Origin of the sequence: Marispirochaeta aestuarii (genome assembly GCF_002087085.1) — a bacterium.
Taxonomy (GTDB): Bacteria; Spirochaetota; Spirochaetia; order JC444; family Marispirochaetaceae; genus Marispirochaeta; species Marispirochaeta aestuarii.
In genome coordinates this window covers 58,039-77,230 of record NZ_MWQY01000012.1, presented here as the reverse complement: position 1 = coordinate 77,230, position 19,192 = coordinate 58,039, and the positions used below count along the sequence as shown (strand labels likewise).

The following is a 19,192-nucleotide window of genomic DNA, read 5'->3' as shown; positions in this document are numbered from 1 at the left end:
CACACCAACAAGATAGATGGTTATATAATGCTGAGAATGCTTCGAAATTCTATATTGTACTTCTCGTTACTGTTGAAAAACAAAAGCAACATACCTTCTGATTCAGTCTACATAGAATTATTGGAGGTATCAACAGGAGCAATACGAAGGTTGTCCCATATTTACTACCTTTTTCGGGAAGCAGGGTATAGCTGCTTTGTACACATTCCTTTTTTCAATTTTATCCACAGAAAATATTTCTTTGGCATAACCCGTGATAAGGGTTTTGTACTTGTATCAAAATCATTCAAAAAAAAGAATACACTTATTGTTTCAGATACCCCAGCTGCTGTTTCCAACAAAACTGTCAGGATAAATTACAACATTTTTACGGATAAAGTAGATCCTGTGCGGGATATTTTCTATCCCATAGGTTTTCATCCCGATTTAATGTCAAAGGAAAATGAAAGCTTTGCCCGTTCGTTATCCGTAAAACATGAAAGAAAGATTGCTGCATTCTTTGCAGGAAATATTCTGGAGAGAAAGTATACGAACCGGCGGACAAAAGATTACTTCAATATTAATACACGGTACGAGATAATTGCAGCGATCAGGGACAATCTTTCATCAGACTATTCTTACTTTCCTGGATCATACGAAGACCTGCTGGAAAAAATGGAATCAGGTTATCTCAGAAACAAAGTAGTAATAATGGACACGCAGAAGGCAGGGATTCCACAGCACCAATGGTTACGCCTGCTGTCGGAAACCGACTATTTTATCTATACCCCGGGAATCCTGTATCCCTGGTGTCACAATCAGATCGAATCCATGGCTGCAGGTGCTGTTCCAATTACCCAGTTTCCGCATATTTTCCACCCCGAACTCCAGGATAAGGAAAACTGTTTTACCTGGCAGACTACACAGAATCTTGTTGACATCCTGAAAGAAATTGCAACCGGTAAAATAAATGCAAACCACACCTCGACCTTGAGGATGAACATCAATGCTTACTATGAAACAAACTATTCATTTGAATCTTTCGGAAAACGTATCGAAAGATTTTTAAATGAGGCAGATCGCGACAGCGTTCAGTTGTATATATGCGCCGGCGAGCATAGTATGGTGTGATTTCTTTATTTTAAGAATTTCTTTTCGTTTTTCAGCTTTGTAAAGTGTTCAGTATCCCGATATTTAAAAACCTTTGCAGGATGTCCGCCGGCAATAGCCATAGGGGGAATGTCGTTTACCACAACAGAGCCCGCCTGAATAATGCAACCTTCACCCAGGGTAACACCACCCAGGATTATTACGTATGATCCAATCCAGACAAAATCCTCTATTTGTATATCCCTTACAATAAAAGTGTTGTCAAATGGTATGGTAACTCCCTCATCATAATTATGAACATGTGTGATGATCTTGCAATCTCTTCCGGAATGAAAGTTATCGCCGATTGTTACCTTACCATGGCCGAATATCTTTAACTCATTGAACCCGCAATCGTTACCGATAAACGTATTTTTGGTAAGTTTTACAGGGAAATACACCTTTAAATTTTTCCCCACAGATCCGGCTTTACGGTAAGCAGCTCGAGTATACATAGAACACAGAATTTTCTTTTTAATTATCCTGATCTTCTTTATCATATTCTTCATTTAATATTCTTCCGCCTTATTTCTTCTACGACAGGATGCTCTTTCCATTCGTTAAAGGAATCTGGTTGGCGACTATAGAAGAAGTTATCAAAAACATGGAGCGCTGCTTCTTCACTATAGAGTCCGGAAACAACCTGAGGCCAGAATGCAACCTCTTCCCTTCTGACAAATCTACGTACTACGACAGGAATTCTCTCATACCCCAGATATGATAGGACTGGGGCTCGATGGTGCCCCCCATCTACCGCCCAGACATACTCAGGTCCTGCAAGATATACACTACCAGAAATTTGCCCCCGTGGCTGTTTCTTATATCCATATTCGCCTATGGATTCAGCAAGTCGACAAAACCGTTCTGCTTCCATTTTTAGTTTTTTATCAGAACATGAATTAATGTCACCAATCGATTCAAAAGAATTCATCAGGCCGTATTTCTTATTCTCTTTTCTTACCTTTTCAAGATGCTCGTTATACCTGCTTTCAACAGAACCTGTATCCCAAGGGTATATCATTCTTCGAGCTTCTGATTTTTCCGGAAAAACAGTAAACTCAGAGTTGAAAAATAATTTTTTATTCGGGTTATCTATTACAACGACCTTTGCGTAAAGCGCAAGGATCCCATAAAAAGATTCCTTATTCTTCCCATTTTGATTCCAATTATGAAGTGCCAGAATAATCGGCGAAAAACCCTCTCTGTCAAGATCAAACCAACCAAGATACCTGCCTTTTTTTACCGGTAATTCAACAGTAAATCTCGGTATTAGATTTGAGTAGAGGAACTCCCGAGGATCCTGCAGCACTGGTTCAGATTTTTCTCCGAGTTTCAAGGTATTCAATCGTTTTCTTACAGTCCCTAATATTTTTCTTTTAAGTTTCATCAGCATAATTACCAATAACATCAGAATAAATATCGAGAAGTGTTTCTGTTTGCTTTTCAGCAGTGTATTTTTCTAAGATATTAATTCGATCCGGATCTTTCAATTTAAAACTCTTATTATTATCTATTATTTCATTAACAGCCTTCGCTATACTCATCTCGTCCTTCTGAGGAATGATTTTTGCCCATTTCGATGAAGTAAAATTAACGACTTCCGGCATTCCACCGGTATTTGTTACAATTACCGGCAAACCAACTGCTAATGCTTCAAGAATAACTATCCCAAAGGACTCTTCCTGTCCGGTCTTCTCGTAAATTATCGATGGCTGAACATAAATATGATGATTTGATAAAATCTCAGGCAGTTTATCGTGTGATACGGAACCCAAAAAATGTACATTCTCATCAATTCCCAAGTCATGCACAAGGTTCTTGAGCTTACTAAGATTGATACCATCTCCGACAATACTCAGCTGTATATTTTTGATATTCCGTTTTAAAACCGGTACAGCCCGAATCAAATACTCATGTCCTTTGACATCAATCAGTCTCCCGATACTGATTATTCTGAGGGGACCATCAGCGTATGGTAACTCCCGTTCAGCGTTGAGAAATTTTTCATTTACAGTGTTGTAGACTATTTTTATGTTTTCACGCGGTAGTCCTAATTCAATTGCTTTTGAAGCTAAAAACTGTGAATTAGCCAGAAATATGCAACCTCGATTCGCTGCCGAAATCAATACCTCTCTATACTTTTTCTTGGATGCAAAGTTCTTTGTTATGTCCGTTCCATGAATACTTACTACTGTTTTAATGGCAAACTCTACAGAATCGTCAGCAATGAATGCTTTATATGCGGAATTACCAAAATGAGCATGAAATATATCATAATCATTTTTTTTATTAAGTTCCCTTCTCAGGGCACGAATGTTCGGTGCGACGATACGTTTACAGCCGATTTTTCTCAATATTTTATACATTAACCGTTCCATTAATGTATTTGATTTTATTATCTTAACATCCTTATACGGGCGTTCTTTTTCCTGACTACGTTTATACGTCAGAACTGTGTTGTCGACATGATCTATCTTATCCAATCGTAATAGCAAATCATAAATAAAGGATTGCGATATTGAAGAGAACTTTGGAATGAAATGGAGGATTTTCATTCAGTTATCTTTTCTTACTTACAGATTTCAAGAAGATTTTGATTATTTCTTTCATCGCTTTTCTCTTTTCATAGAAAAAAGGATATATCTTTGTATATATACAGCTGGGGACTGTCAATAATCGCTGCCTAAAACCTGTTCTTATCCTTAGACCTCTTTCAAAACAATACAAATAAACTTCAGACAGTCCCTGTTTATAAAATGATCTGGCAATCGTGAAGAAATCACCGGACCCTTTAGGAAAGTTTTTTTGAAGTACTTCATCCGTCATTGATGTTAAAGCTCTTTTTAACAGAACAATTTTCTCTTTTCTGCGAAGTTCTTTTTTTTGTTGAGAATCCTGTCCACCGTGTCGCCTTTTTGCGCCAGATGTTATCTGATAATAAGAAAATGTATAGCCGTTATTGAGCATCCTGAACCACATATCGTAATCCTGGACTGTTCGAAGCGATTCATCAAATTCCCCACACCTATCAAAAGCTTTCCTGGGAATGAGCAAGGAACAACCTCCTATAAATTTCTTAACTAATAATTCTCTATAAAACTTAGAGTTATCAAATTTACGTTGAAATGCGGGCCGAATAACAATATTGTTCTCATCTACCATATCTTCATTCGAAAATACAATAACTTTATTGTTTTCCAGACTCGTCACGTAAGAGATTTGATCTTCAAGCTTATTTGGATAATAAAAATCATCATGACTAAGCCACGAAATATATTCTCCGGTTGATTTTTCTATTCCCAGGTTTAATGCAGATGCGACGCCGCCATTTTCCTTCTCATAGTACATAATATTGGGAACGAATGACTCAGCATCTTTTCTGGTAGCGCCGTTGTCATTCGATCCATCATTGATTACGATGATTTCCTTTTCTGTGTAATTCTGTCCTATAGCGCTGTCAATAGCCTGCTTAAGAAAATTTGAACCGTTATATACGGGAATCAGTATAGATACTTTAGGTTTTATAGCAATCGATGCCATTCATCTTCCTCTGTTATGTTTGCTGGTTTACTGGAGAATATATATCCTGTCTGGAAGCTTGATCATTGACCGAAATTCACACTTTTAGCCACGATTTCCTATTGATATATGAGGTATAGCTAAGAATTATTTTAACTACTTTTTCTGAAATATTCTTCTGAGCATAGTCCGGAATACTGTTGAGTTGAACTTCTGTTCTATCGACTTGTCGTCGCGCAATGTTTATGCCGATTTTAATTAACTTCGGATCAAAGCCGGTCATGGTTACAGCTGCTTTTTCCATCCCCTCATGTCTCTCATGTGTCTCCCTCAAGTTCAAAGCAGGGATATTCAGAATTGCAGATTCTTCCGTTATCGTTCCACTATCAGATAAAACACAATATGCATGCTTTTGCAGCGCTACATATTCTGTAAAACATAGAGGTTTAGAGGCTATGATTCTGTCATTCAGCATAAGGCCATGCTCTTTCAATTTCTTTTCTGTCCTCGGATGTACAGAAAAAAGAATCGGAAACGGGTAATCAACTAAAACACTCTCTATAGCAGACATCAAATCATTTAGCTTGTCTTTACTGTCGACATTTTCTTCCCGATGCGCACTTAATACAAAATAGTGATCAGGTTTGAGACCGAATTTTTCAAGCACTTTAGCCTGGTTAATCTTATCTTTATAGCATTCAAGGACCTCGAACATTGGACTTCCGATATTGAACACTCTATCCATCGGTAATCCCTCACGAAGTAAATTCTGCTTGGCGATTTCACTATACGTCAAATTAATATCCGCTGTATGGTCTACGATTCTCCTGTTTATTTCTTCCGGTACGCGTTGGTCAAAACATCTATTCCCGGCTTCAAAATGAAAAATAGGGATTTTCCTTCTTTTTGCCGGAATAACGGATAAAGCACTGTTTGTATCCCCTAGAACAAGGAGTGCATCAGGTGCCTCTTTTTCCATAACTTCATCAGACTTTGATATTATCAAGCCTAATGTTTCAGCAAGAGTATTTCCCACGGCGTTTAAATAGTAATCGGGCGGATCTAACTCGAGATCTTTATAAAAAATCTCGCCAAGCTCATAAGAATAGTTTTGGCCAGTATGTACAAAAACACAATCAAAAGTCTCTCGAAGAAGAATAATGACTCTGGATAAACGGATTATTTCAGGTCGGGTGCCGACAATTACCATTACTTTCATCTGGATGTAAAATACTCCTTATATAACTGCTTATATTCCTGCATCCATAAATATAAATCATCAAACTGTCTATTATAAGGATTTGGCTCTATATTTTCTGGTGCGCTATGAATCAGTCGCTTGTCAACTTTAGGTTCATCTACCGGGGCAATATTTAACCCACGATGAAATTTCTTATTCACGATCGATAGCAAATCAAATTTAGAAATACCCTCAGTCACGGATATTTGTTGAATACCGGATATACTTATTTTTTCTTTGACAATAATTTCGATAATTCGTGCGAGTTCCAGAGTAGTCACCCCGGACCACAGCGCCCTTGTATAGCCGTTTATTGTACCTTTCTGTGTAAAAAACCAGTGCAACAAACCTGTTCCATGATGACCAAGTTCAGGGCCGACAATTGAAGTTCTTATTGTTAAATGATCTCCATAATCAATCTCTCCGAGACTCTTTGTTTTCCCGTAGAAATCGAATGCGTCTTTACAATCATCTATTTTATATGGACCTGCAGTTCCGGAAAAGACACAATCTGTGCTTAAATGAATGAACTTTATATTCCTGTTCTCACAAATCTTAGACAAACGATGAGGAAGAAGAGTATTTACTGTAATAGCTGAGACATGATCATTCTCTGATTCTTTAACCAGAACACCAATGCAATTAATAATTACATCCGGGCGGGTTTCATCTAATACACCAGCTAATTCAGTGTCACTGACAATATCGCATAAAAATGTTTTGGGAGTAAGTTTTTTTCTGGGTCCGCAATCGAACACTACAAATTCAGCTTTCTGTCCCAAATATTTTGTTATTACATGACCAGCCATGCCAGACGAGCCGAGAACGAGAATACGATTACTCACTATGCCTGTTCCTCTAAGTTTCCAAGTTTTTTTAACAATTTCAGCACACCTTGAACGTCCAAGCGGTGAGTGTTATGCGAGGTGTATTCCTGTATTTGCTGTACACTTGAATCACCTTCGGAAAAATATTGAGAATAATTCAGATCTCGATTATCAGGGAGTATTCGGAAATAATCTCCTTTATCAACAGACCTTACCATTTCTTCTTTTGTCACCAGCGTTTCAAACACCTTCTCTCCATGTCTGGTTCCAATAATATTTTTTTCTACAGTAATATCTTTATATGCCATTATCGCATCAGCAAGATCATTTATAGTACACGCGGGGGCTTTCTGTACAAACAAATCTCCGGATTTTCCATGTTTGTATGCATATAATACCAGATCAACAGCATCATCCAGGGACATTAAAAACCTGGTCATTGAAGGATCTGTTATGGTAACAGGTTTTTTATTCTCTATCTGTTTAGAAAACAATGGTATAACCGAACCACGGGACGCCATAACATTTCCATATCGGGTAATGCATAATATCGGGCCATTTTTAGGATCAATACTTCGACTTCGTGCAATTACATTCTTTTCCATCAATGCCTTACTCATACCCATCGCATTGATAGGATATGCCGCCTTGTCTGTACTTAAAAACACCGCACGTTTTACCCCCGCGGCCATACACGCAGTAATAACATTGTCACTTCCAATGATATTTGTTTTCACCGCTTCGATTGGAAAAAACTCGCAGGAGGGAACCTGTTTTAACGCTGCAGCATGAAAAACATAATCCACACCAATAAATGCATCTTTGATTGAATTATAATCTCTTACATCTCCAATATAAAACCTTAACTTGTCATTGTCGTACTTCTTTCGCATATCATCCTGTTTTTTTTCATCGCGAGAGAGAATACGAATTTCTTTAATATTTGAATCCAAGAAACGCTTTAAAACAGCATTTCCAAAAGAACCGGTTCCACCGGTTATCATTAAAGTATTTTGATTAAACATCATAGCTTTCCTTTCCAATATCTGCTTTTATTTTATCATAAATTCCCAATGTTTTTCTTCGAACAAGGTCATAGTTTAAACGATTTTTTGCAATTACTAAATTTTTTTCTGCAGCGTTATCTACTAACGAGTCGTTAAATATAGCTACTCTAACTTTATTTGATATCTTAATTAAATCTTCGGGGGGAACGATGAAACCTGTTACACCATTATTTATCCATTCGTTTGCAGTAGATGTATCAGACTGTATTGGAAAGGTTCCCATTACCATTGATTCTAATAAAGAAGTACTAATTGCATCGCTAATGCTTAACCCTATATATATTCTTGCCCGCGAATAGAGACTTAACATTTCATTATAATTATTAATATAAGGTAACACATTAACCTTAATTCCAGTATCATGTTCAAATAATTCAGCCGCGATTTTTATATCATATCCATCAGGATTACTAAAAATATTTATAGTGTATCCACTTAGGTGCTCAGATATCATCTTTAGTGCGGCTAATGCGAACAGCGCTCGTCCAGCCCACCCCTGATACCCTTTCACCATTATTTCCTTTCTTTCACTAGTTTTTACCCTGGATCTGCACTCTAGCAAATTATATAGATGGAATCCTCCTGTATTAGGAAAAGGAGCAAAAACATGTCCACTAAATCCGTACTGTCTCGCGAGAGTATTATCTCGGTAACTTTCAGATGAATAATAATCGCAATTAGCTAATACATGGCGTATAGATTGTACGTGATCAGTGAGTCTTCCGAAAAGATATATATCACTTCCCCAATTCGTATGGATCCATTTAGGAAACCTAAAATGACCATACCAATTAGATTTTACAGCATTTACAAGATACCCACTATGTTGTGTTTCAAGACTGTGGATGATATCCGGTTTAATTTTTAGTATTACTTTTCTTAATTGATCTTCGACATAAAATCGATTTGTTTTTCCATAAAAATGATAATATATCCGTAAAAATAATTTTCTAAATAAATTATTTTTACGATATTTAATCTGCCAAGGAATATGAAAAATAACATTTTTCCTTTTTAGTAATGGGTGTATTCTATCTGTATTTATTGAAGGAAAAACATGCACACAAAGTGATGTTCCTCTTAGTTGTTCAATCCAACGTGCCGTATGAATACTATTAGTCATAGCAACAAATAATATTTTCAATTGAAGTTTCCTTTTCGGTTTTCCAAAATAAAATTCAGAAATAATCTACAATTCAATAAAAGAGGACTAAAATAACCTGTAATACTCAGATCCCCAGTTTATCTGTTAATTGAAGTTTCTTTTCTATTTGAAATTGATGACAAATACATACTACGGTAAAGCGAATAACAATTCTTGTACAAACAAAGACATCACGGACTATTAACCAAGCACATCCCTTACAATTATAGCGCTTCCTTATAGGTTACGATATTGTAGACCATCAGCTCTTTCATATCTGCACACCTTAGCAAGTTTTCTCGGAAGAAAATTCGGTAGATCCGGTTCCCGATTTCTTCAAACCCGACATTCTTGCAATCCAGCGCCGTCGTTAGAAAGATTCAGGCGGTTCTTCACCTTCTGATTGCTCCGTTGAGCCTGACTTATTTCGCAATCACGCCCTTCGGATATTTCTATTCTATAATCATTTTCGGGAATTTTCTATTTAAAATTTCATACACTGAAGTCATCATTTTTAGATTCAGACCCGATATATACTGAGCATTTTTACTTTGAACAGCATCAGATACTCTACTATTATCCATTTCAGCATCTCAAAAGGAGGGGCAGAGTCTCCTATGAACTGAGATAGAAGATTGTAGTAATCTTTGGCACTGTTAACTCTCTTTAAGGATTGGTTTGGTTTGGTTGCTTAACCCAATCAGAGGAAATGTTAGCTTATTTTAGTTATCTAAACTGCGAACGTTCTTGGACTGGATCGGAGAAAAAAACACCAATTTCAGTAGCATAGAGATATTTATTTAGCGACAACTGTCAGATGAATACTATTTCTGTACACATTTTGTGCACTTTATCAAGAGAAATCCTAACAAACTAACTATTCTAAGAGTATTTATTTTTTATGGAACCTTATTTATAGTGTAATTTATTTCCACCAACTAAATACTTTTTTTATTTTTCTTTCATTAACTATATCATATTCTTTTAAAACTACCTCAAAATGCGCTTTATAAGTAACTAGTGGAATTGTACAAAGAAAACTTTCTTCCCAATTTTTTAATTTTCCTCGATCAAAACATTCAACTGTATTTTTTTCTTCATCAGATATTTTTACAATTATTTTTTTATTACGATGATCAATTTTATACTTGCGACTAAAGAACTCGGCACTTTTTTTATGTTTCCATAAAGTTGTTACATTCAATAAATAATTTATTTCCTCATTTATATAGGAACCTATATTATTTTTTTTTAATCTGATATAATAATCATTATCCTCATAACCGCCGTCAGAAAATCTTTCATCTAGCAATCCTACCTTAGAAAGAACTATTTTATCTACCAAGAAAAAACCCATTCTGTATAGTGCAACAAATCCAAATCCATCCTTATGCAAGTTTAGCATTTTATCGATGTTGTCTGGATTAGGCCTTGCTTTATCATTAGCAATAATGAAAAAACTTTGATCATTTTCTCTAAATATTTTGTTGCATAGCGCCGCAAATGAAGAAAAACCATTTCCATTGATATACTCTGTTTCAAATGGTTTTACAGATTGTGCTAATTCTTCATAATATTGAGGTCGAATTGATGGACAAAATATTTTCATAAACCCTCCTGGATTCAGTAGTGCATAGTACTTTTGAACAACGTTCGATTTAGTAATTTATATGACAATTAATAATCTATCTCACTAAATAGAGAATAATTATTACGCATAGGTCTTATTCATTTATATCTAAGAGAAAATATTGGTACGGTGATACTCTTCAATTAAGCAATAATCACTTAGAAAAATATGGATTTCGCTGAATCAGCTCGGCATGTGTCCCGGCATCGATTATATTACCTTGATCCAGTAAATATATGGTATTGCACTTTTCCAGGGTACTCAGTCGATGGGCTATCATAATAATTGTTTTGGTCCCCATCAGTAAATCTATAGCCTCCATAACAGCTTCTTCTGTATGCACATCCAGGGCACTGGTTGCTTCATCAAGGATCAGCACATCCGGATTACGGTACAGTGCGCGTGCGATTCCAACCCTCTGCCGCTGACCGCCGCTTAAGCGAACGCCCCGCTCACCTATTTCCGTGTCATATCCCTGCGCAAGTTCAGTCTCAATAAAATCGTCAAGCTGTGCCATATGAGCCGCGCGTTTTACCGCCTCCATGTCAATTTCATTACGACGGATTCCAAACGCAATATTCGAGGCTATGCTGTCGTTGCTCAGGTATATTGTCTGCGGTACGTAACCCAGATTTTTTTGCCAGTTACGAAGATTATCTTCATTTATTTCTGTATTATCAACGAGCAGACGGCCTTTCCCGGGTCTATGCAGCCCGAGAATAATATCTATAAGTGTCGTCTTTCCCGAACCGGTTTTACCGGCGAACCCAACCAGGGTATTTTTGGATATTGTCAGGTTAATCTGCCGTAATACAGGCTTATCCGCCTCAGGGTATGTAAACTCCAGGTTATCTAAGCGTAAATCCTGTGAAAAAGGCAGTTCTTTAATCAAACCTGTTGGAAGAATTTCTCCTTCTTTTATATCATTAAACTCATTCAGGATTTTATCGGCGGTACCGACTCCATAGCGTAGTTTCGTCAGAGCTTTGAACAATCCCTGTACGGCTGGGATCAATCGGTACCCTGCATATGCATACAACGAAACAGTCGCTGCTATATCGGAGAAATCTCCAGATTTGACCATTGTAACCAGTACAAATATCATTATCGCGGAGAATGCAATTGCTTCCAGTGTAAACTTGGGAACATCGCTTATTACTTCGTTCTTTGAAACACTCCAGGCAAGTTTTCTGGAGGGAGGAGAAAATTCATTCAAAAAAACATTTTCTACACCAAGTATTTTTACCTCTTTGATCCCCCAGAAGGCTTCGCTCACAATCCTTGACAGGGCTACGCTCATTTCAAAACGCTCGACTCCCAGCCTTTTTACCAGCTTGCGAACACCGAGATAGATAAGCCCATATACAAATACGATAGCGCCAAACATTATGGCTGTACCACCAGGGTTTACGACAAACAGAAACAACGTGAGCATTAACACCTGAATAGCCATGGAAATAAGTTCCACGAACTGAATCAAGGTCCCCTGGATCATTTGAGCAATTTCAGCAGTAATGTTTCGAATAAAATCGTAACTGTTCCTCTGTAGAAAATACGGATACCGTTGACTCAGATATCCCTTCATAAGCTTAAGAGCAAGTGTATGACGGCGCATATTTGTAAAACGCACCTTAATATAGTGGTAAAATGCTTTGCTGACGTTAGTCAGCAACATAAAGATTAAGACACCAACTCCCAAGACAATGAGAAACGAGGTTTCATTACTAAATCTGAAAAAATTGTAAGCCCAGCTCAAGTATTCGTTGTTGTGAATAATATCCGGGTTCGCGGCAACTGAAATAAAGGGCATAATACTGCCTACGCCGATAATCTGTATCATCGACATGAAGACAGCACCTGCAAATACAAACATCAGGCTTCGCTTTTCTCGCGGCTCTAAGAGATTAATAACCGCCCCAATATGTCCAAATGGTGATTTCATATATGGTTATGTTTTCCTTTCATTTTTTATGGAACAAAGATTCACATAATCGGAAGAATTAGCCACGGATGCACAAAGGGCACAGCGTTTTTCACAGGATACAACAGTTAGTATAGAGTCCTTTCCATCCTCTCTATCTTTGTTTCAAAACGCTGGTATCCTATGCTATTTTCGAATCGATCTCTTCATAACTGATTGATTTTAGAATTCCCGAATGCTTGGCATGTTCAATGGTCATGTTCACCAAATTCCCATCTGCATCAATATATATGCTTTCACTTATCTCTCTTGTTTCTTCGATTACATTGGAAGAAAACTAACAAGCGCCGTGTCTGTATCAGAAAAATATTTAATCTTCATATCCAGCATACCCGAAACCTTTTACCAGAAGATCCTTTCTATCTTGTCTATCTTTGTTCCAAAACCCTTCAGAGTCCACTCTGTGGTTCTCCTCTCCGAGCCCTCGGAGCCTCTGTGGAAAAAGAATTCTTCTCTATCCTTCCCATCATCCCCATCTTTGTTCCAACACCACGTCAGAAAAAGTTGAACACCCCCATAAGGGCCGCCGTCAGGGTAAAGCCCAACCCCATCATCCACTGCATGCTGGTGAAGCGTACGTCCATCTGCTTCTGTATGGCTTCAAAACGAGCGTCCATGGATTCAAAACGCCTGTCCATGGCCTCAAAGCGGGTTTCCATGATCTGTCGCTGGGCTTTCAGTTCCTCTTCGATCCTGATCGACCGTTCCATAAGGCCAGTGTCCCGTTCGCTGCGGACGTTCCCCATCCATTCAGCCAGATGCAGCCGCACATAATCGCCGATTTTCTGCAGTTCTTCAGGACCAATGGTCATTGCCGGATCTCCCACCTAAAACTCCTCGAATTGTTCATTCCTTATACAACCCGAAGAATCATTTCCTGATTTCAAATATACCTGAATTTATTCCGAGAGAACTACTAAATAGCCCCAGTAGTTTCCTCTCCGCACCCTCAGCGCCTCGGCAATAAAACTCCGCTTACCGCCGCAGTTCTTCGGTAACCTCGCCGTCGTGCAGGCGTATGACATGGTCTGCTATATCCACGATTGTAGGGTCGTGGGTCGAGAATATGAAGGTTGTGGACAGCTCGGCGTTTATGCTTTTCATAAGCTCGATAATGGCTGTACCGGTCTTCGAATCCAGGTTTGCCGTGGGTTCATCCGCCAGGACTATGGAGGGTTTTGTAACCAGGGCTCGGGCGATTGCCACCCGCTGCCTCTGGCCGCCGGAGAGCTCGTTGGGCCGGTGTTTACGCCACTCCGTAAGCCCCACCTGCTCAATAAGGTAGTCCGCGTATTCCCGGCGTTCCGCTTTGGGCGGGGGTTTGGGCCCCAGCAGCAGGGGAAACTCCACGTTCTCGTAGATGTTCAGCACCGGCATCAGGTTAAAGGACTGAAAAATAAAACCGATGGCCCTGTGACGGAGCCGTGTTATCTCGCTGTCGCTCAAGGAGGAGGTATCGTGTCCAACGACCTTTACCTCCCCGCGGCTGGGTACGTCGATGCAGCCGATAAGGTTCAGCAGCGTCGATTTTCCGCTGCCGCTGGGCCCGGCGATGGTTGCAAAATCACCCTCTTTTATACTGAGGTCCACCCCCTTTATGGCGGGAACCTCGGTCTTTCCCAGGTGGTATATCTTCCAGACGCTGCTCAGCTCCGTGGCCGGGGCTGCGTTTTTACTCTTTTCCTTTACCTGATTCTCGGGATTATTCATGAATTACACCCTTTTTAGAATGAATAACTGAAACTCAACGAGATCAGAAAACTCACCACATTATCCACCGGAATACGGGCATCATCGGATTCCAGGGGGACCTCGTCCTCTTCCACCTGCTCGACAAGCTCCTCCCGGTAATACGAACCCGGCGCTCCGTAGATAACCGGAACGCCCAGGGTCAGCCGCAGGTTGGGGGCGACTTTTCCGCTCATGGCAAGCACCACTTCTCCCGACTCGTCCTGAAAGGCATGCTTCCAGGTAAAACCTGGCTGCCACTTGTTGCCGAATATCTTCGGCGGTTTTATTCCCAGGCCGGCATAATGCCCGCTGTAATCAATAATCTCGGAGTCGAACCAGTACTCTCCCAGAATAGTCCAGCTCTGATTCGGACTCTGCCAGATGATCTGTCCCAGAGCATCCCAGCAGTCAGCGGGCTCTAGCTCTTCCGGCGTTTTCCAGTGCTGTACAAAGTCGCCGGCCACGGCAAAGGGTCCAAGACCGAAAGAGAGGGAGGCCGCAGTAGCCAGATCGCCTTCTTCATCATCCTTCATCTTGTAATGCCCGGAGAAACCCAGAAAAAACGAACCTCTGCTCATGGCCCACTGACCGGCGTACGCGAAGGCCCGGGGATCGGTATTGTCAAAATCCTCGCTGATCCATCTGGCCTTGCTGTAGACCACAGCTTCCGCGGTTCCCGGACCCACGGGAGCAGATCCCCGTACGCCCACGCCTTCGTCCAGACGATATACAAGGTCGGCGGGATTCTCCAGCAGAAGGGCCTGCCCCCAGGTAAGCTCCTGCTTTCCGACCCGGAAGAAAAAGGTATTGTTCAGGGTATAATCAATAAACAGTTCGCTGATATAGGGATTCTTGAACTCCAGGGTATCGGCATCAAGGGAGGTTTCCAGGCTGCCGTGAAACCTTAGATGAGGTTCCGGCCTGGCATCCACGGTTATGGCCGAGGTTGTGGAATAAAATCCGGAAAAGCGGGTCAGTTCCTGGGTACTCCGACCGTCGGCCTCATTGCTCCCGGGCCATTCGATCAGTCCTATACCGAGACCGACACCGGCATTGACGACTCCCCGTATATCCGGAGGAGCGGTGGTCAGCTCTTCAAGGTCTATCCCTGCCGGCTCTTCCTCTTTTGGGGCATTCTCGTCAGGGTCCCACACCTCTTCGGGGTCCATATCGAAGAGGTCATCGATATTTACGCTCTCCTGCTCCTGGTCATTCTGCTGGGAATACAGGAGGGGGGCGGAAAAAAAACAGACTCCAACAACAATAAGGCCTAAGGTTACAATGCGCCGTCCCACGGATCAGTTACTGACCCGTTCGATGTAGGCCTTGGTAAAGACCATATCAGGAAGCTCCTGGAAGGAAGGTTTCGCCACGGAGATAAGGGTCCGGTAATTCTTGAACTGCCCGTTGACCTCCCGTCCCCGCAGCTCATCCTGAATTACGATACGGACGGGAACATATCTGTCCCGTATGCGGGTATAATCCAGAATGGCGGTGGTCCGCATGTGCCGGCCGGAAAGGCTGTAGTCTTCCGTCTTCCGTACAAGATTGTCCTGGTCAATCCAGATCTTCATCTTCGGGTAGCTCACTTCATCCGTCAGGGCTTCAAGGTCGTACACATCCGTATGGTAGGCACCGAGTTTCTCGGTACTGTGGGCGATAATACGGTAGTCCTGTGCAAGGGTTGATTTGGTAAAGTCCGAATTCCGGGCGTTGCTGTTCTGAAACCGGTCCCTTGCGCTGGTTACGGTAAACCTGCGGGGAACCGGGTCGTAGAGCCAGAGCATGTCGCCCTGCCGGAGGTAGCCCTTTCCCTTGTCGCTGTCCGGTTCCATTACGATGATGGTGTAGGTATTCTGCCGGTCACGCCTGAAAATCGTCGTTTTTGTGCGGCTTGTCCCCTGGCCGGGTTTATCGTCGATGATCGTGTATTCTCCGGAAAAATCGTACTCCTCGTAGCTGACAAGGGCGTCCACCATGCTGAGGATCCGGCGGCTCTCTTCCAGGCTGAAGGAGTTTCCAAAGACCTGGAAAGCTCCTCCGAGAAAGAATATGCCCGCTACCAGGATTAATCCGATTCTGTTTCTATTCATTATACTCATACAAGTACTCCATTCTGCTGCTATTTCTGGTGACTCAGGGCTTCGACGGGGCTCATCTGACCTGCCTTCAGGGCCGCCCGCAGGCTTCCGAGAACACAGGCCCCGATAACGAGCAGGGAAATCGACGCCACCGCCCAGGGAGGCATCAGCCATTCCAGCCGTCCCCGGGTGAGAAAAAGGGTAGTTACAAGATTTGCAGGAAATCGCAAGACCTGATGCACAAGCTCAAGTACGGCGGTCCCCAGAAGAAGACCGAGCAGGACGCTGCCAAGTCCCAGAAAACCCGCTTCCGCAAGAAAGGTCAGCACAGCCCGCTCACGCTGCATTCCCAGGGCCCGCAGGGTTCCGATTTCCCTGGTCCGTTCCCAGACAATCATGGAAAAGGTGTTTCCCACCCCCACCACAACAATACATAAAAACATGAGAATGACAAGACCGGCGATCATGGTCATGGCGTTCAGAAGGTCATCGATCTCCGCAAGCTGAGCCCCGACGCTCACAACGCCGTAGCTTCTCTGACCGTGATCCTTACGGGACTGATCGCTGTATTCATCCCGGGTTTTTATTACCCCGAAGGTGGGGAGGGATTTTTCAAGCTCCCCCACAAGGGCCCGGGCTGCGGAATCCTCGGTCCTGAGGGGATCTTCAAGATAGACCCCGATCTCGTTTATCTCGTCCGCCGGAACCTCCCGAAGTCGGTTAAGGGTCTTTCGGTGCACATATATCTGGTAGCCGAAAAAGGAGGATTCTGAAAAGATTCCGGAGACAATCAGTTCCGCCGTGTTGGTCCGGCCCCGGTCGCTCTCTATGGAAACCAGCAGCTCGTCACCCACGTCGATGTTCAGCTTCTCCGCAGTGGCGGTGGATATCAGTATCGCCGACTCATCTTCAACGGCAGGTACACCGCCGGAGAAAAAGTCAAATCCCCTGAGAACAGGCGCTTCAAGTTCCCACTCAACACCAACCATACGACGCTGATTAATATAGTACCCGGAAAAGAAAAGTTCTATGTTCTTCCTGTCATAATAACTGCTTCGCCGGGAGTAGGTCTTAAGGGAAAAGCCCCGCTCCTCGAGGGCATGGACCGCTTCCACCACCTTTTCAGGCTCTTCGATAACCGAATCCCCGTCGCCGATGTAGCCCAGCACAACGATGTTGCCGGAAAAATAGCGGCTGGCCTTCTGGTAGAGTCCGTCCCTCAGGCCCAGTACCACACCCATTAAAACAAGCAGAACAGCGGTAATCAGAACCAGCGCGATCAGCAGGACCCGGTAGCGTTTGAGATTACGGGTAAAATTACGCCAGGCGGCAAAAATAAGTCCCTTCATTTCGACATCGCCTCCACCGGATCTATGCTCAGGGCACGTTTCAGAGGATAGATCATCGACAGCAGGGTCAGGACCAGGGCAACGAACAGGTGACCGCCCACGAGACCCGGGGTAACATTGCCGCGGACAGGATCTCCGCCGAAGAGTATCCGGATATAGGGATTGTCCACCACGATCCCCAGGGCATTCAGCAGTTCGACAGCTATTCGTCCCAGGGCTATGCCGACCAGGGCGCTCCCGAAAACAACCACCAGGGTCTCGATAAAGATCATCACGGATATACGCGGCCGGCTGGCTCCCATGGCCCGCAGGGTGCCGATTTCTCCGGTCCGTTCCAGCACCGAAAGCAACAGGGCGTTGGTGGTAATGATTACCGCCCCCAGGGAGACGAACATGAGGCCTATATTCAGCATGAGCTGGAGAAACTGAGCCAGCAGGGCGGTTCCGCCGACGCTTTTGCTCCAGTCCCGTACCAGATATCCCCTGTCCGGGTTGAATCCCTCGCCGCTCAGCCGGGACATTACCGCTTTTGCATCTCCGGGCTTATACAGAGAGACAAGCAGAAAGTTCCAGGCTCCGTCGTCTTTTGACTCCGATACGCCGGGAATATCGACAGGCACTGAAGTCTCCGGCTGTTCAGCGGCATCACCGGCCAGCAGAGCCGCGGGATCGATGGCCCCGGAATCCCCTTCATCGACCGGGCTTTCCGTCTGCTCTCCAAAAAAGGCGTCATCGCCGCCCCCGCCGAAAAGGCTGTCGAGGTCGGAGGCCAGGGCCGACTGATCCTCCCGGGAAAAATCCTCCGTATCCACGGAGCTGTAGAGGTATCCGTTCAGGGCCCGGGCGGTATTGGAATCCACCAGGACCACGCTGTCCAGCATGGAGTCCCGCACGGGGTAGCTCATGAGCCCGGTAACGGGGACCTCCCGCAGGGTAAAGCTCCTTCCCAGCCCGGAGGCCAGAAGAACGCTTTTACCGACGATCTCTTCCATTCTGCCGAGGGCGCTCTGTTTCTGCAGCACGATACCCGGTTTGCCCGCTTCGGGAAAGGATCCCTCCTCCAGACGCAGGCCGGGTACAAGCTCAGGGTAATCGGTAAAATCAACCCCGAAAACGGTGGAATCCTGGGAACTGCCCTCAAACTGTATCCGTGCTCCGGAAGTTATCAAGCCGGCGGTGGCCCTGATTTCCGGCCAGGAGGCGACGAGTTCCTGCATTTCGGGAAAATCGATCAGCGTCGGGGGAATAAGGTACTGTCCCACCAGGAGCTGGTCGGAGCCGAAGACGGTAAAGTTGTCCTCCGCCACGGGACCAACGGTAAAATCCCCCGTAATGTTCCGGGCATAGACCCGATACAGGGATTCCACCGTTGTGTTGAGTACCGCGTTTCCGATAACCAGCAGGCAGAAAATAAGGACCAGACTGAAGATCATCGGTCCCAGGCGCCTTATATTGCGTATCACATTGCGGAAGGCTAGAGAAAAGAGCATTGAAT

Annotated in this window: 17 protein-coding genes and 1 pseudogene; 1 reads left to right on the top strand and 17 read right to left on the bottom strand. The window is 43.0% G+C overall.

Going from position 1 to position 19,192, the window contains the following annotated elements; all coding sequences use genetic code 11:
• Positions 1-27 precede the first annotated feature (27 nt).
• On the top strand, positions 28-1,110 hold the full coding sequence (locus tag B4O97_RS11910) for a hypothetical protein (protein WP_143305664.1): 1,083 nt from the start codon (positions 28-30) through the stop codon (positions 1,108-1,110).
• A gap of 5 nt (positions 1,111-1,115) precedes the next feature.
• Here B4O97_RS11910 and B4O97_RS11905 read toward each other — a convergent pair whose 3' ends face one another.
• The 17 genes and pseudogenes from B4O97_RS11905 to B4O97_RS11825 all read right to left on the bottom strand — a co-directional run bounded on the left by B4O97_RS11905 (position 1,116) and on the right by B4O97_RS11825 (position 19,187).
• A complete protein-coding gene (locus B4O97_RS11905) occupies positions 1,116-1,637 on the bottom strand; it encodes an acyltransferase (RefSeq protein ID WP_198947074.1) in 522 nt (173 codons plus the stop codon).
• A complete protein-coding gene (locus B4O97_RS11900; protein ID WP_143305662.1) occupies positions 1,634-2,515 on the bottom strand; it encodes a hypothetical protein in 882 nt (293 codons plus the stop codon). The genes B4O97_RS11905 and B4O97_RS11900 overlap by 4 nt, the downstream gene beginning before the upstream one ends.
• Entirely contained in the window at positions 2,505-3,683 is a 1,179-nt protein-coding gene (locus B4O97_RS11895; RefSeq protein WP_083051084.1) for a glycosyltransferase, read from the bottom strand. Before B4O97_RS11895 ends, B4O97_RS11900 begins: the two co-directional genes overlap by 11 nt.
• Positions 3,684-3,687: 4 nt before the next feature.
• Entirely contained in the window at positions 3,688-4,668 is a 981-nt protein-coding gene (locus B4O97_RS11890) for a glycosyltransferase (RefSeq protein WP_083051082.1), read from the bottom strand.
• A gap of 76 nt (positions 4,669-4,744) precedes the next feature.
• The gene (gene wecB / locus B4O97_RS11885) at positions 4,745-5,866 is read right to left on the bottom strand and encodes a non-hydrolyzing UDP-N-acetylglucosamine 2-epimerase (RefSeq protein WP_083051080.1); all 1,122 of its coding nucleotides are present in this window, start codon (positions 5,864-5,866) and stop codon (positions 4,745-4,747) included.
• On the bottom strand, positions 5,863-6,732 hold the full coding sequence (locus tag B4O97_RS11880) for a dTDP-4-dehydrorhamnose reductase family protein (protein WP_083051079.1): 870 nt from the start codon (positions 6,730-6,732) through the stop codon (positions 5,863-5,865). Before B4O97_RS11880 ends, wecB begins: the two co-directional genes overlap by 4 nt.
• Positions 6,732-7,742, bottom strand: a complete 1,011-nt coding sequence (locus tag B4O97_RS11875; protein WP_332890499.1) for a polysaccharide biosynthesis protein — start codon at positions 7,740-7,742, stop codon at positions 6,732-6,734. Before B4O97_RS11875 ends, B4O97_RS11880 begins: the two co-directional genes overlap by 1 nt.
• On the bottom strand, positions 7,732-8,925 hold the full coding sequence (locus tag B4O97_RS11870; protein ID WP_083051076.1) for a glycosyltransferase: 1,194 nt from the start codon (positions 8,923-8,925) through the stop codon (positions 7,732-7,734). The genes B4O97_RS11875 and B4O97_RS11870 overlap by 11 nt, the downstream gene beginning before the upstream one ends.
• Positions 8,926-9,850: 925 nt before the next feature.
• Positions 9,851-10,534 (bottom strand): glycosyltransferase family 2 protein, encoded by a 684-nt coding sequence (locus B4O97_RS11865; RefSeq protein ID WP_083051074.1) that lies wholly within the window; start codon positions 10,532-10,534, stop codon positions 9,851-9,853.
• A 175-nt stretch (positions 10,535-10,709) separates the two neighbouring features.
• Positions 10,710-12,497, bottom strand: a complete 1,788-nt coding sequence (locus B4O97_RS11860) for an ABC transporter ATP-binding protein (RefSeq protein WP_083051073.1) — start codon at positions 12,495-12,497, stop codon at positions 10,710-10,712.
• Positions 12,498-12,657: 160 nt separating this feature from the next.
• Positions 12,658-12,801 (bottom strand): annotated as a pseudogene (locus tag B4O97_RS19830) (DUF2283 domain-containing protein); the annotation flags it as partial.
• 229 nt (positions 12,802-13,030) lie between these two features.
• Entirely contained in the window at positions 13,031-13,363 is a 333-nt protein-coding gene (locus tag B4O97_RS11850; protein ID WP_083051071.1) for a hypothetical protein, read from the bottom strand.
• Between the two features lie 148 nt (positions 13,364-13,511).
• Positions 13,512-14,246, bottom strand: coding sequence for an ABC transporter ATP-binding protein (locus B4O97_RS11845; protein WP_083051070.1), 735 nt, complete (start codon positions 14,244-14,246; stop codon positions 13,512-13,514).
• 14 nt (positions 14,247-14,260) lie between these two features.
• Positions 14,261-15,562, bottom strand: a complete 1,302-nt coding sequence (locus tag B4O97_RS11840) for a hypothetical protein (RefSeq protein ID WP_083051068.1) — start codon at positions 15,560-15,562, stop codon at positions 14,261-14,263.
• Positions 15,563-15,565: 3 nt separating this feature from the next.
• Positions 15,566-16,369: an outer membrane lipoprotein-sorting protein gene (locus tag B4O97_RS11835; RefSeq protein WP_083051066.1), complete on the bottom strand. Its 804-nt coding sequence runs from the start codon at positions 16,367-16,369 to the stop codon at positions 15,566-15,568.
• Between the two features lie 20 nt (positions 16,370-16,389).
• Entirely contained in the window at positions 16,390-17,697 is a 1,308-nt protein-coding gene (locus tag B4O97_RS11830; RefSeq protein WP_083051065.1) for an ABC transporter permease, read from the bottom strand.
• Positions 17,694-19,187, bottom strand: coding sequence for an ABC transporter permease (locus tag B4O97_RS11825; RefSeq protein ID WP_083051063.1), 1,494 nt, complete (start codon positions 19,185-19,187; stop codon positions 17,694-17,696). Before B4O97_RS11825 ends, B4O97_RS11830 begins: the two co-directional genes overlap by 4 nt.
• Between the last annotated feature and the right edge of the window lie 5 nt (positions 19,188-19,192).